The organism is Carnobacterium sp. ISL-102, assembly GCF_018612935.1.
Classification (GTDB): Bacteria; Bacillota; Bacilli; order Lactobacillales; family Carnobacteriaceae; genus Carnobacterium_B; species Carnobacterium_B alterfunditum.
This window is the reverse complement of the sequence record NZ_JAGGRF010000007.1, coordinates 33787-46958: the sequence shown is the minus strand read 5'-3', so window position 1 is coordinate 46958 and position 13172 is coordinate 33787. Positions and strand designations below refer to the sequence as shown.

At 39.8% G+C, this 13172-nt stretch carries 13 protein-coding genes and 1 other annotated feature (1 of these 14 running past the window's edge); of the genes, 1 reads left to right on the top strand and 12 read right to left on the bottom strand.

What is annotated here, in order from left to right:
* Nucleotides 1–368 precede the first annotated feature (368 nt).
* The 6 genes from J7E16_RS06220 to sufC all read right to left on the bottom strand — a co-directional run bounded on the left by J7E16_RS06220 (nt 369) and on the right by sufC (nt 6640).
* Nucleotides 369–1286 (bottom strand): AbiH family protein, encoded by a 918-nt coding sequence (locus J7E16_RS06220; RefSeq protein ID WP_214889984.1) that lies wholly within the window; start codon nt 1284–1286, stop codon nt 369–371.
* Between the two features lie 201 nt (nt 1287–1487).
* A complete protein-coding gene (gene sufB, locus J7E16_RS06215; RefSeq protein ID WP_214889981.1) occupies nt 1488–2882 on the bottom strand; it encodes a Fe-S cluster assembly protein SufB in 1395 nt (464 codons plus the stop codon).
* 36 nt (nt 2883–2918) lie between these two features.
* Entirely contained in the window at nt 2919–3347 is a 429-nt protein-coding gene (sufU, locus tag J7E16_RS06210; protein WP_214889978.1) for a Fe-S cluster assembly sulfur transfer protein SufU, read from the bottom strand.
* Nucleotides 3334–4572: a cysteine desulfurase gene (locus tag J7E16_RS06205; RefSeq protein WP_214889975.1), complete on the bottom strand. Its 1239-nt coding sequence runs from the start codon at nt 4570–4572 to the stop codon at nt 3334–3336. Before J7E16_RS06205 ends, sufU begins: the two co-directional genes overlap by 14 nt.
* Entirely contained in the window at nt 4569–5855 is a 1287-nt protein-coding gene (sufD, locus tag J7E16_RS06200) for a Fe-S cluster assembly protein SufD (protein ID WP_214889973.1), read from the bottom strand. The genes J7E16_RS06205 and sufD overlap by 4 nt, the downstream gene beginning before the upstream one ends.
* Before the next feature lie 11 nt (nt 5856–5866).
* The gene (gene sufC, locus J7E16_RS06195) at nt 5867–6640 is read right to left on the bottom strand and encodes a Fe-S cluster assembly ATPase SufC (protein WP_214889970.1); all 774 of its coding nucleotides are present in this window, start codon (nt 6638–6640) and stop codon (nt 5867–5869) included.
* Nucleotides 6641–6889: 249 nt separating this feature from the next.
* Between sufC and J7E16_RS06190 the strand changes: the two genes are divergently transcribed.
* Entirely contained in the window at nt 6890–7618 is a 729-nt protein-coding gene (locus J7E16_RS06190) for a gamma-glutamyl-gamma-aminobutyrate hydrolase family protein (RefSeq protein WP_214889967.1), read from the top strand.
* Between the two features lie 77 nt (nt 7619–7695).
* Here J7E16_RS06190 and J7E16_RS06185 read toward each other — a convergent pair whose 3' ends face one another.
* The 6 genes from J7E16_RS06185 to J7E16_RS06160 form a co-directional block, all read right to left on the bottom strand.
* The gene (locus J7E16_RS06185; protein ID WP_245792759.1) at nt 7696–8169 is read right to left on the bottom strand and encodes a PH domain-containing protein; all 474 of its coding nucleotides are present in this window, start codon (nt 8167–8169) and stop codon (nt 7696–7698) included.
* Nucleotides 8151–9680, bottom strand: a complete 1530-nt coding sequence (locus J7E16_RS06180; protein ID WP_214889964.1) for a PH domain-containing protein — start codon at nt 9678–9680, stop codon at nt 8151–8153. The genes J7E16_RS06185 and J7E16_RS06180 overlap by 19 nt, the downstream gene beginning before the upstream one ends.
* Nucleotides 9673–10155, bottom strand: coding sequence for a PH domain-containing protein (locus J7E16_RS06175; RefSeq protein ID WP_214889961.1), 483 nt, complete (start codon nt 10153–10155; stop codon nt 9673–9675). The genes J7E16_RS06180 and J7E16_RS06175 overlap by 8 nt, the downstream gene beginning before the upstream one ends.
* A 134-nt stretch (nt 10156–10289) precedes the next feature.
* Nucleotides 10290–11144, bottom strand: a complete 855-nt coding sequence (locus J7E16_RS06170) for a MetQ/NlpA family ABC transporter substrate-binding protein (RefSeq protein ID WP_214889958.1) — start codon at nt 11142–11144, stop codon at nt 10290–10292.
* A 112-nt stretch (nt 11145–11256) separates the two neighbouring features.
* Nucleotides 11257–11961: a methionine ABC transporter permease gene (locus J7E16_RS06165; RefSeq protein ID WP_034547567.1), complete on the bottom strand. Its 705-nt coding sequence runs from the start codon at nt 11959–11961 to the stop codon at nt 11257–11259.
* Nucleotides 11945–12985 carry a methionine ABC transporter ATP-binding protein gene (locus J7E16_RS06160; protein ID WP_214889955.1) on the bottom strand — a complete coding sequence of 347 codons (1041 nt, stop codon included), beginning with the start codon at nt 12983–12985 and terminating at the stop codon, nt 11945–11947. The genes J7E16_RS06165 and J7E16_RS06160 overlap by 17 nt, the downstream gene beginning before the upstream one ends.
* 67 nt (nt 12986–13052) lie before the next feature.
* Nucleotides 13053–13172 (bottom strand) — a binding site (T-box leader) (it continues 144 nt past the right edge of the window).

The window sequence follows — 13172 nt, the reverse complement described above, 5'->3', positions numbered from 1 at the left end:
TTCTTTGTATCTATTAAATCGCTCGATTCCTTTATTATTTCATATAATTTTGTTATAATTCTATCCATAAGAAGGCCTCTTTCATCTATGTATTTGCCGCTCAGCATACATTTATGATAGAACGCCTTCTTTCTTTTTGCTAGTAAAAAATAAAATCATCTCGAGAACTATTTTACACATACCCTATTTCTTTCTCACTGAGAAAATAAATTGCACAATTCACCGAAACAAAAAAAATATTCTGAAAAAATACCCATTGCTACTGCTTTTATTTTCAAACATCAAAAAATCTAGGAATACTTATATAGCAATGTTCCTAGCTTCTCTTTATTATTTCCTATCAGATTACCTTTATAATACTATATTTTTCAATTTTCGAAGGCTAGTATTTTATAGTCCTCGATGCTGAATTTTTTTATCAATTTTTCAATATTATTTTTTGTTTTGTTATCAAAAGCATAAAATACCCATTCAGCTTTTCTGAAGTTCCTACTTAAATATTCGAAGTACGGAAAATCAATCGCGCAAGAATGGCCGTTTACTATAATTTCTTTTATTTCATTTCTGACTAGAAATTCTTCTAACAATTTGACCTGTGGCGCCTTATTGAACGATTCTACCTTAATGATTAAGCCTTCAAATGCTGTGTAGGTATAGTAATCCATCATATCGCTTTTCATCATATCCTCAATATGATCTCGAATGTCACTCTCTCGATAGGGGCCCCTTCCTTTTTGCCTCACATCATATTGATATTTTTCTGGAGAAAAATCACCTTCAGGATAGCCTAATACTAAATTGTCTTGACCAACTTCACCATGTACATGCAAAACTCTGCTTGCTTGTACACCATATACCTTTTCTAATGTATGTGTATAGTTAAAATTCACAAATAAATCTTCAGGCTTAAATAACTTAATATTTGATGAAATTGCAACTTTCTTAATTAGTTTCTCCTCAGCTTGGTTAGCAAATTCATATAGAGATGGAATCAAGTTACCATTAAGATCTACTTGTGTAATAATTGCATCCCTGTCACTTTCACGATCAGATAAATAATCAGATTTATATCCTTCAAATATTTGTTCCAGCTCATTAAAATCGGGCTTTGCTAATAGATTCTCAAAATCAGACCAAATATCTATTTCTTGTGATTGATAGATTTCCCAAAAATAAGGAAATTGTTCATTCTTTTCAGCAATTTCTTTAAAGTTTGGATTAAAACTAGTCGGCAACTTATGAGCTAAATCAAACCCATTACCTATAATAAACAATCTTTTATTCATAATATCCTCTCCTCATTAGATAATTTTAATATCATCATTTTACTTCATATTGAACAGAAAGTAGTAATTCAATAATTCTTCAAAATAAAAGTCTTTGTTCTAAAAAGTCCATTGGTGCTAGTATTGGTTCTATTTTTATTTTCAAACATCAAAAAGAGCTAAAAATACTTATACACAGCATTCCTAGCTTCTCTTTTGTTATTAACCAACGGACCCTTCCATCTCATAGGCGATCAATCTGTTCAATTCCACTGCGTATTCCATTGGGAGTTCTTTTGAGAAGGGTTCGACAAAGCCCATGACGATCATTTCAGTGGCTTGTTGTTCGGTCAAGCCTCGGCTCATCAGGTAATAGAGCTGTTCTTCTGAAATTTTAGAGACTTTGGCTTCGTGTTCTAGTGAGACGTTGCCGTTATGGATCTCATTGAACGGGATAGTATCTGACTTGGATAAATCATCCATGATGATCGTGTCGCATTCGATATGCGAGATCGATCCGCCGGAGTTTTTGCCAAATGTGACTTGTCCGCGGTAATTGACTTCGCCGCCGTCTTTGGCGATCGATTTTGAGACGATCGAACTGGAAGTGTTTGGTGCATTATGGATCATTTTGGCTCCCGTATCTTGGTTTTGTCCGGCTCCAGCCATTGCGATCGACAGCATGGTTCCTCTAGCTCCGCGACCATTCAATAGGATGCTTGGGTATTTCATCGTGGTTTTCGCTCCAAGGTTGCCGTCGATCCACTCCATTGTGGCTCCTTCTTCGGCTACAGCCCGTTTGGTGACCAAGTTGTAGACATTGTTGGACCAGTTTTGGATCGTCGTATAGCGGCAGTACGCGTCTTTTTTGACGACGATTTCAACAATAGCAGCGTGCAAGCTACTGGATGAAAAGGTTGGTGCCGTACAACCTTCGACGTAATGTACACTGGCGCCTTCATCGACAATGATCAAGGTACGTTCGAATTGGCCCATGGCTTCATCGTTGATTCGGAAGTACATTTGCAGCGGCACATCGCAGCGTACGCCTTTTGGAACATAAATAAAGGTTCCGCCAGACCAGACCGCTGAATTTAGAGCTGCTAACTTGTTATCTGTTGCAGGCACGATGCTTCCAAAATATTCTTTGAAAATCTCAGGGTATTCTTTTAAGGCTGAATCGGTATCGGTGAACACGATACCCAGCTTTTCAAACTCTTCTTTCATGTTATGGTAAACCACTTCGGATTCGTATTGCGCTCCGGCTCCGGCTAGGTATTTGCGCTCGGCTTCCGGGATCCCAATGCGTTCAAAGGTCTCTTTGATTTTATCTGGTACATCTTCCCAGCTGCGTTCGGGCTGATTGCTGACAGTTTTATAGTAGGTAATGTCATCAAAATCGATTTCCGACAGATCTGCTCCCCATTCCGGCATCGGCCGTTTGGTAAAGTGATCGTAGGCTCTTAAACGGTAATCCAGCATCCAGTCGGGTTCTTGTTTGCGGTTAGAAATCTCTCTGACAGTTGCTTCAGAAACCCCTTTTCCAGTCGTAAAGACTGATTCCACTTCATCATGAAAGCCGAATTGATAATTCTCGCGTTCTGGTAATTCTCCCATAATTCTTCACTCCTTGCTTTTCCTCGTTTAAACGGTCTATTTTACTAAGGCTTTTTCTAGTGCTTTCCAAGACAACGTAGCACATTTGATACGGGCTGGGAATTGCGCAACCCCACTTAAAAGTGCCGCATCTCCTAGTTCTTCTAGTTTGGTGACTTCTTTGCCTTGCACGAGCAGCGAAAATTGATCTGCCAACAGTAAGGATTCAGCGACTGTTTTTCCGATCACAACATCAGTCATCATACTAGCACTGGCTTGACTGATCGTACAACCGCTTCCATCAAATCGAATATCCTTAATGATCTGATCTTCTATTACCAGTTGAAGCTGCAGCACATCGCCACAAGTCGGATTGGTCAAGTCACTGCGATCTGTTGCATGCTCCAGACCCCCATGGTGATGCGGGTGGCTGGAGTGGTCTAAAATCACTTGACGGTACAATTGGTTCAGTTTAGTTAAAGCCATGAGTAAAAAACTCCTTTGTCGCCAGCAATGCTTCAACAAATTGATCTGCATCTGCGGTTGTGTTATAAAAATAAAAACTGGCACGAGCTGTTGAATCAGCTGCTAATTTTCGCATCAGCGGCTGAGCACAATGATTGCCGGCTCGAATCGCTACTCCCTGCATATCCATTGCAGTCGCAACGTCATGCGGGTGAATGCCATCCAGATTAAAAGTCACTATGCCGGATCGTTTCGCAGTATCCAAGGGGCCATAAATCGTTAGTCCTGGTATCGTCATCAATTTCGGCCATAAGTAAGCCATCAATTCGTGTTCATATTCTTGGATCGCAGCAAGTCCAACGGTTGCTAAATAATCAACCGCCGCCCCCAGCCCGATTGCTCCGGCAATATTGGGTGTCCCGGCTTCAAACTTCCACGGCAATTCTTTCCACGTGCTTTCTTGTTCATAGACAAATTCAATCATTTCCCCGCCGAATTCAACGGGTTCCATTTGTTCTAGTAAATGGCGTTTGCCATATAATACCCCGATACCGGTAGGCCCCACCATTTTGTGACCGCTAAAAGCATAAAAATCAACTTCTAGTTCTTGGACATCGACTGGCATATGTGGAACAGCTTGCGCTCCATCGACGACGAGTACGGCTTCTGTTGCATGGACCAGTCGTGCAATTTCTTGGATTGGGTTAACAACCCCAAGCACATTGGAAACATGCGCTAAGGCCACGATTTTGGTCCTCTCGCTTAGCTGATCACGCAGGCTGTCTAGATCCAACAGGCCTTCTTCGGTCAACTCAACATAGTTTAATACGGCTTGTCTTTTTTTGGCTAACTGCTGCCAAGGGATCAAGTTAGAGTGGTGTTCCATTACAGAAACCAAGATTTCGTCTCCCGGCTGCAAGTTGGCTTCTCCGTAGCTTTTGGCTACCCAGTTCAAACTGGTCGTCGTACCGCGGGTAAATAAAACCTCGGCTGGTTCAGCAGCATGGATAAAGTGTTGCACTTTTTCGCGGGCCGCTTCATATTGCGTTGTTGCTCGTTCAGCTAAAGTGTGGACACCGCGGTGTACGTTAGCATTTGATTCACGGTAATAGGTTTCAATGGCTTTTAACACAACTGTTGGCTTTTGAGTCGTCGCAGCATTATCTAAATACACTAACGGTTCGTCATTGACTATTTGCGCTAAGATAGGAAAGTCTTTTTTCCATTTATCAGCCGGAAAGCTCATTTATCCAACTTCCTTTCGATCGTATCTACTAATCCTTCACGGACGACTTTTAATGGAATCGCTGCAATAACCGAACCCAAGAATCCACGGATCACTAACCGTTCAGCTTCTTGTTTCGGGACGCCACGGCTCATCAAATAATACAGTTCTTCCGGATCGACTCTGCCGACACTGGCTGCATGTCCAGCTGTCACATCATTCTCATCGATCAACAAAATCGGATTGGCATCTCCTCTAGCATGTTCAGACAGCATAAGGATCCGGCTTTCTTGTTGGGCATCCGCCCCTTTGGCTCCTTTGATGATGTGGCCGATGCCATTAAAGGTCAACGTTGCTTTATCTAAGATCACACCATGCTGCAAAATGTGGCCGATCGTATTTCGGCCATAATTCGTCACGCGTGTATCGATCCCTTGGATTTGTTTGCCCATACTGATCGCAACGACTTTCACTTCGCTGTGTGAGCCTTCTCCGATCAAGTCGGTATCAAAATCGGCGATCACATTCCCAGTATTCATGACTCCAATCGCCCATTCGATCGTTGCATCTTTTAGCGTATGTCCGCGACGATTGATATACGTAGTGGTCGTTGCACCAATTTGATCGACTGCTGAGAACTTCACTTTCGCACCCGGATTGGCAATGACTTCCACAATAATATTGGCCGCATTTTCTTCAGTTCCGATTGTTTCATACTTTTCGACATAGGTGAACTCACTGTTTGTGTCCGCAAAAATCAAAACATGTTTGATCCAGCTATTTTTCACATTGCTATTTTGTACGAATAGAGCTTCCAACGGTTCGTCGATCATAACGTTTTTAGGCACATACAAAAATAAGCCGCTGTTCATAAAGGCCGCATGAAAAGCCGTCAATTTGTCTTCATCATATTCGACAGCCAACTTCATATATATTTTTTTGAGCAGCGTTGAATGCTCCTGCAATGCTGTAAAAATATCGGTAAAGATCACGCCTTGTTCAATGTATTTCATCGGCAGCTGTTCGAAAACCGTTTGATTGCCGACTTGGATAACTCGCGGAGCATCGTCATCGCCGGTCAAAAAATCTTCTGCTAGTAAAATGCCTTCTTCATCGCTGAAAAAATCAGGTACTTGCAGCAAAGGCCAGCGCTCGTACTTAACTCTTTCAAAAGATGGTAGATCGGAAGAATTGATTTTTATCAATGCTGCTTCTCTGAATTCGGTCATCCAAGATGGTTCTTCATGCATCAGAGAAAATTGCTGCACAAGGTCAAGATAACCTAAATAATTTGTCTCTTTCATCTTGATCCTCCTTAATCGTCTTCTAAAACAAAATCTAAGCCTAATTCATCACGGATGCCTTTATAGCCTTCAGCTTCAAGCCTTTTAGCTAATTCAGCTCCGCCTGTTTTTACGATGATACCATTCATCATGACATGCACGACATCTGGTGTCACATAATTCAATAAACGTTGGTAATGGGTAATGATCAATGCGCCAAAGTTTTCGCCGCGCATCGCATTGATCCCTTTTGATACTACTTTTAAGGCATCAATGTCTAACCCTGAATCGATTTCATCCAGAATAGCAAATGTCGGTTCAATCATCATCAATTGCAAGATTTCATTGCGCTTTTTCTCGCCGCCTGAAAAACCTTCATTTAAGTAGCGTTCTGCCATTTCTTCTGCCATATCTAAAACAGCCATTTTTTCATCCAATTTTTTGATGAATTTCATGACCGGTATTTTATCGTCTTCTGGTCGACGAGCATTGATTGCCGCACGCATAAATTCGGCATTTGTAATGCCGGCAATTTCGCTTGGGTATTGGACAGCTAAAAATAATCCAGCTCTTGCGCGTTCATCGACGGCCATTTCTAAAACATTTTGTCCATCCAATAAAATTTCGCCTTCAGTAACGATATAGCTAGGATGCCCCATAATGGCTGCTGAAAGAGTGGACTTTCCAGTTCCATTTGGTCCCATGATGGCATGGATCTCATCGGTTTTCATTTGTAAATTGACACCTTTTAAAATTTCTTTGTCTTCAATGGATACATGCAAGTTTTTAACTTCTAATATGGACATAGCTTAGTTTCGCCCCTATGCTTTAAATTTTTTTAATCACTACTGGTAGAGCTAATGGTCTTGCTACCTTTTATTTTAGACTAACCTTTATGCTTTCGCAAACTTATTGCCAATTGTTTCAGGGGTTACTTTTCTGCTCAAATCAGGTAAACTAAGAATAAAGATCTTACCCCGTCAAATAAATCAGCAACACCTAGTATTCTGTATTTTATTTAGTCTGATTTCATTGATGAAAGGAATGTGATATTTATGAAACCTTTAATTGGAATTGCCGGCAATGTCTTATTAAATAATGCCGATGTAAATGGCTTGCCGATCACGTATACACCTCAAGGATTTGTTAATGGCGTTCGGCAAGCTGACGCCATCCCAGTTGTTTTTCCGATCAGTGACCCGATTGACGCCAAAGATTACTTATCAAAAGTAGATGGCCTTTTATTAGCTGGCGGACAAGATGTATCGCCATTATTGTTTGGCGAAGAACCAAGCTTGAAACTAGGCGCCACTAATCCAGCTCGCGATGCTTTTGAGATTGCACTTGTCAAAGAAGCGATCCATCAAGCTAAACCGATTTTTGCGGTTTGTCGTGGACTGCAATTAGTAAATGTCGCTTACGGCGGAACTCTTTATCAAGATGTCTCAGACTATCCCGATTTAGCTGTCCAACATGTTCAATTAACTCATTTTGAAACAGGCGCCCATACGGTCGATATCGAGCCTGATAGTACGATCGGTAAGATTTTTGGTAATCAATATGTTGTCAATACGTACCATCATCAAGCAATCAAGGAATTGGCTGAGCCATTTAGAGCTGTGGCTTGGAGTAAAGATGGCTTGATTGAAGCCTTTGAAGCAAAATCACCCCATCAAAGTATCGTGGCTGTGCAATGGCATCCTGAATTGATGATCCCGTACGATTTAATGATGCAGCGTTTATTTACGGATTTTGTTAAGCGAGTCATAAAAAAAATGATTTAAAAAAAGCTGATTTTGTTTCTTGCCCTCAATAGTAGATAAACTACTATTTAAGGATAAGATCAAGAATCAGCTTTTTTTTACAGACTATTTCGAATCAAACGTCGAATCTTTTTTTGGACTTCCAGAGCTTCTTCTTCAGGCAATTCCGGCAGCTTATGACTTGTCGCAGCTGTCGAGATCGTTAAAGACATCATACCCATTTTTTTGGCTAATGGTCCAATACTTGATTCAACATTTTGAACTCGGATGATCGGGATCGTGACCCTTTTTGTGATTAAAATACCTGAAATAAAATCAATTTCATCCTTATTGTAATCTACTCGCCAAGATTGATAAGTTAACGTTGGCAACAAGTAGATAAAGACATATCCGCCAATAAGTGCCAGCCCAATAGTGATGTAAATGCCCACATCAGGTAAACCGGTATTTGGCATGACTTGGATAAAAAAGTTATATACTAAGGCGACACCCACTAGAGGAAGACTATTGAAACATCCTCTGATACGCCACAACTTCAACACTTGAGGATCAATCATGTTTTTTGGTCCCATGGCTCTACACTCCTCTCATTTACTAAAAACCAATCAAATAACCGTTCGCAGTCGGCTTCTTCAATAAAAGACACTTTTTTATTTTGAGCGGAATCTCCAAGTGCACTGAATACTTCTACTTTTCCTAAACGGCTTCTTTTTAAAAAAGGATTTTGTTTGACCGTCAGATTTAAAATCCGGTCTTTACGTAAGTAAATCGTTTCAGTACTGATCAATTTAGGCAGTTGAAACGTTACTTCTTCTTTTGAAAGAGCGTAGCCGATTTTTTTATAACTGCGGTATCCGTACAGAAGAATCACTAGACTGCCTGCTGCCCCGATCGTCCAAGCTAATGGCCATAAAAAGTAGGAAGCTAAAAGTGTTATACTGATCCAGAATAAAAGCGGCCATTGAACAAATCGTCTCAAAGAGCGAATAGGAACAACTTGTTGAGTAGGCAGGAAGTTGAAATGCGGTACGATTTCGGCTCTTAACGAGGCAAGCTGCTTCTTCTTTATAAGTGGCAGCAAAATAATTTTGCCTTTTTCATTATTTTCGCCTGTATCATCCTTCTTAGTTGCTTCTTCATCACTTGTGATCCCAACTGAAAATGTCGTATAGCCCAATAATTTTTGCAGCCAATTTTGTTCTTCCCAGACACTTTGAATATTCGCTAAAGCGACTGTTTGGCTTTTCACTTCCAATAACCCTTTTTCAATAGTTAAATGATTTTTTGTCAATTCAACTTTATAATCAAAATTTTTGATAACGGAAATAACGCTACCCACAACATATACAATGATAAACAGCAATCCAACAATTATCAGCTGTGATAAGATAGACGTTTGACTAACGATCGTTCCCGCTTGATCAAATAAAGTATCTGAAATCAATTCTTCAAAGACATTCACTGCTCCTACTAAAACAATCAGTCCTTTAAGAATGGAACCTCCCATCAGGTTCATTTTTAAAATATCGACTAACCTCATTGCATAAACGGTTTTTGTCACTCCCTCTTCCTGCAGCGAGAATCCTTTATGCCGGTCAATTTGCTTTCCGCTCATTCCTTCAGCACTTTGGCTGAAGCCTTCACGTTGTGTTTCTTTTAGATAATGTAGCTGGTTAGCCAACTTTAGCGCATTTTCTTTAGACAAAGCATCTAGAGCTATCCCTTTTCCCGGTGTCTTGATTTCAATTTTTGTCACGTTAAAGACCCGGTGAATCAAATTTTCGCTGTAATCTATGCTTTGAATACGGCTGATTTGGACATCTTTTTCTTTTTGAATGAATAATCCGCTTTTTACAACAAATCGATTGTTATCGATCCAGTACGATGTCCGTATAAATTTCAAAACATCTACTAGATACACTAAACCAAAAATGGTAAAGAAGAGCAGCGGCAAAATGAGGCCTAAGCCTTCCAATCTAGAACTTGAAAAAGCAAAGAAAAGAATCGGTATGACAAATGAAACCAAACGATTGTAGGCATCTGTGATCAGCGTTAACGGGTGTAATTTTTTTTCATCATACATCTGATTTCACCGCCTTTAGTCGTTTTAATAATTGGACCCTCAATTCTTCCGCCTCTTTTTTTATCAGCAACGGGATCTCATGGACTGTTCCTGCTGTAAAAACTTCTACGATCTGGATGGCATAATGCCGAGTTAGCGGGCCTTCTTTTACTGACACATGCTGGATGCGTTCAACTGGGATCAACACTCTCTTTTTAAAAAAAATGCCAGTCATAATTTCTAGATGAAGCGCATGCACTTCATAGCGCACCGATTTTAATTTCAAGTACGGAAGGACATACAAACTCAATGAAAAATCAATGATCGGCAAGATGATCCAAATAACTATTAAGCCTTTTGGCCAATCAAATTTAAGTGTTAAGAACATTAAAACCCCAAAAAAAACTAACGTAAAGAAACTTCCAATGCTGTCTTTTGTTCGTTCATACCGAATGGCACTTTCATTTAATTTTTTTGCTGGTAATTCTTTGTACATACCACCCACTCCTTACCTAATATCTTACTTTGAGTGTAGCACTATCTTGAAAATAGTACTATCTTAACCAACCTTTAGAGCACAAAAAAAAAGCAAGAAGCAAAATCATTCATTTGCTTCTTACTTTTCTTTTATTATTCTGTTACCGGAACAACTGCTCCATCCCATTCTTCTAAGATAAACTCTTGTACTTCTTCAGACTTTAATGTTTCCACTAATTTTAAAATAGCAGGATCTTCAGCATCTTCTGAACGAACGGCAATAATATTACCATATGGCGAAGACGAGCTTTCAAGAGCAACTGAATCGTCGATTGGGCTGATATCTTGATCTACTGCAAAGTTTGAGTTGATCGCAATTAATTCTGCTTCATCTTGTTGGTACAATGTTGTCATCAACGCTGGGTCATTATCGTATTCAAAGACTAAGTTCTTAGGATTTTCGTCGATATCATCAAATGTGGCTGTTGTAAGATCTACGCCATCTTTAACTGTTACTAAGCCGGCTTCTTGAAAAATCGCAAGAATTCGTCCCCAGTCTGATTGGTTGTTACTGACCAAGACCGTTGCACCATCTTTTACCTCATCTAAACTTTTGTAGCGTTGAGAAAAAATAGCTATCGGTTCGATATGAATGCTTCCAGCATTAACGAAATCATACCCATTTTCTTTTACTGCCGCTTCAAAGAATGGAACATGTTGGAAATAGTTAGCATCAATTTCGCCTTCATCTAATGCGACGTTTGGGATAACATAATCATTGTAAGTAGTGATATCTAATGTTATGCCTTCCTCTTCAAGGATTGGTTCAATAAATTCAAGGATCTCAGCATGTGGAACATTACTAGCCCCAATTTTGATCGTTGTTTCTTCTGCTGCTGATCCGCCTGTTTCACTGCTTGCTTCATCGCTTCCTTCACTACCACATGCTGTTAAAGTCAATAGCACGCCCGTTGTTACTAACGCTGATAAAATAGTTTTCTTTTTCATCTTTAAATCCCCCTTGTTTTCAATCTGTTTTTTTATTGCATTTAAATCCCCTATTTAAACGGTGGTACTTTTTATCAGCTAATGACTATCGCTTGCTTTTCATTTAGCTGTTTTAACGTTTGTCTACTTTTTTAACGATCACATCTCCAATAGCTTGGATGATGAATACGAGCACTAAAATAATCAACGTTGAGACTAAAGTTACTGCCGGTTGGTTACGTTGGAAGCCATCCAGATAGGCTAAGTTTCCTAAACCGCCTGCTCCGATAACTCCTGCCATCGCTGTAGCTCCAACTAAAGAAATAGTTGTGACCGTGATACCTGAAACAATGGCTGGTAGACTTTCTGGAATCAAAACTTTATAAATGATTTCCCATTTGCTAGCTCCCATGGCTTCAGCCGCTTCAACGACTCCCTTATCGATTTCTCTGAAACCAATTTCGACTAGCCTTGCAAAGAATGGTGCTGACGAAAGGATCAGCGCCGGCAATGCAGCTGTTGGTCCAATAATGGATCCTACAAGCGTTTTAGTGATAGGAATAAGTAGTACGATCAAGATGATAAAAGGAATAGAACGGAAGACATTGACCAATATAGCCACTACTCGATATAGTATTTTAGCGAACAGTGTATTCTTCCCGTTTGTTTCATACAATAATAGCCCTAGTAATAATCCGGCAAAGAAGATGATCACAACCGATCCAATTGTCATGAAAATGGTTTCTATGGTTGCCTGTTGCATTTTTTCCCAATCGACTTCTGCAAAGTCAAGATACTGTGATAAAACACTGGTCCCAAAATTAAGTTTCAACAACATGTTCTAGCACCTCGACTTCTACCTGTAATTTTCTTAATTCTTTAATAGCTACCTGGATTTTCTCGTTCTCACCGGTTAGTTGAACATACAGCGAGCCGATCGCACCCTCCTGTGTCTGGTGGATGCTTCCTTGGATGATACTTAAATCGACGCCATCTTCTCGAACGATTTTTGACATGATCGGCATCTTAGCTTGATGCCCGTGGAACGTTAAGTGAACGATTTTCCCTTCAGGATATTCTGCCAACAATTCTTCAAAAATCATGTCGGTATCTTCACTGTCTGGATTTGCATCTTGACGAATAAAGCGTTTAGTAATGTCTTGTTGCGGCTTTTTGAACACATCAATAACTGAGCCTTCTTCAACAATTTTCCCGTCATCCATGACCGCTACTCGATCACAAATTTTTCGGATAACATGCATTTCATGTGTGATCAATACGATAGTTAAGTTTAAACGCTTATTGATATCTAATAGTAGATCTAATACTTCATCCGTTGTCTGCGGGTCAAGCGCACTTGTTGCTTCATCACAAAGCAACAATGTTGGATCATTGGCTAGTGCTCTTGCGATCCCCACACGCTGCTTTTGGCCGCCAGATAATTGTGAAGGATAGGCTTTTTCTCTTCCTTCTAATCCAACTAAACCAATCAACTCTTTTGCTTTAGCTTCACGTTCTTCTTTAGGTATTTTCGCTAACTCAAGCGGGAATAAAACATTCTCTTCTACTGTTCTTGACCATAAAAGATTGAAATGTTGAAAAATCATTCCAATTTTTTGACGTTCTTTCCTAAGCGATTTCCCTTGTAATTGTGAAATAACATTCCCTTCAATAGCAACTGTGCCCTCTGTTGGCATTTCTAAGCCATTGAACATTCTGACCAATGTACTTTTTCCAGCTCCGGAGTAACCAACGATTCCATAAATCTCACCATTTTTGATTGAGATATTTATATCTTTTACAGCTGTTAAACTGCCTTGTTTCGTTTGAAACACTTTTTTTATATTTTTTAATTCAATCATTTCAGCCACACCTCCTACTTTCTTGAAATAAAAAAACTTTCGTCCCTATACTAAGCACACTGCTTACTATAAGGACGAAAGTTTCGAATTTTCGTGTTACCACCTTAATTTGTTAATTTATCACTAAATTAACCTCTTACAGTACTTAAGTTTTTTTCAACTCTTTTATACTGCGGCACGTTATCGG

Bases quoted from the DNA above. Each gene is read 5' to 3' on its own strand.
- J7E16_RS06190 (WP_214889967.1), top strand. From the start codon at position 6,890: ATGAAACCTTTAATTGGAATTGCCGGCAATGTCTTATTAAATAATGCC.
- sufD (WP_214889973.1), bottom strand. From the start codon at position 5,855: ATGAAAGAGACAAATTATTTAGGTTATCTTGACCTTGTGCAGCAATTT.
- J7E16_RS06185 (WP_245792759.1), bottom strand. From the start codon at position 8,169: ATGGGACCAAAAAACATGATTGATCCTCAAGTGTTGAAGTTGTGGCGT.
- J7E16_RS06220 (WP_214889984.1), bottom strand. From the start codon at position 1,286: ATGAATAAAAGATTGTTTATTATAGGTAATGGGTTTGATTTAGCTCAT.
- J7E16_RS06180 (WP_214889964.1), bottom strand. From the start codon at position 9,680: ATGTATGATGAAAAAAAATTACACCCGTTAACGCTGATCACAGATGCC.
- J7E16_RS06170 (WP_214889958.1), bottom strand. From the start codon at position 11,144: ATGAAAAAGAAAACTATTTTATCAGCGTTAGTAACAACGGGCGTGCTA.
- J7E16_RS06175 (WP_214889961.1), bottom strand. From the start codon at position 10,155: ATGTACAAAGAATTACCAGCAAAAAAATTAAATGAAAGTGCCATTCGG.
- sufU (WP_214889978.1), bottom strand. From the start codon at position 3,347: ATGGCTTTAACTAAACTGAACCAATTGTACCGTCAAGTGATTTTAGAC.
- J7E16_RS06165 (WP_034547567.1), bottom strand. From the start codon at position 11,961: ATGTTGTTGAAACTTAATTTTGGGACCAGTGTTTTATCACAGTATCTT.
- sufB (WP_214889981.1), bottom strand. From the start codon at position 2,882: ATGGGAGAATTACCAGAACGCGAGAATTATCAATTCGGCTTTCATGAT.
- J7E16_RS06205 (WP_214889975.1), bottom strand. From the start codon at position 4,572: ATGAGCTTTCCGGCTGATAAATGGAAAAAAGACTTTCCTATCTTAGCG.
- sufC (WP_214889970.1), bottom strand. From the start codon at position 6,640: ATGTCCATATTAGAAGTTAAAAACTTGCATGTATCCATTGAAGACAAA.
- J7E16_RS06160 (WP_214889955.1), bottom strand. From the start codon at position 12,985: ATGATTGAATTAAAAAATATAAAAAAAGTGTTTCAAACGAAACAAGGC.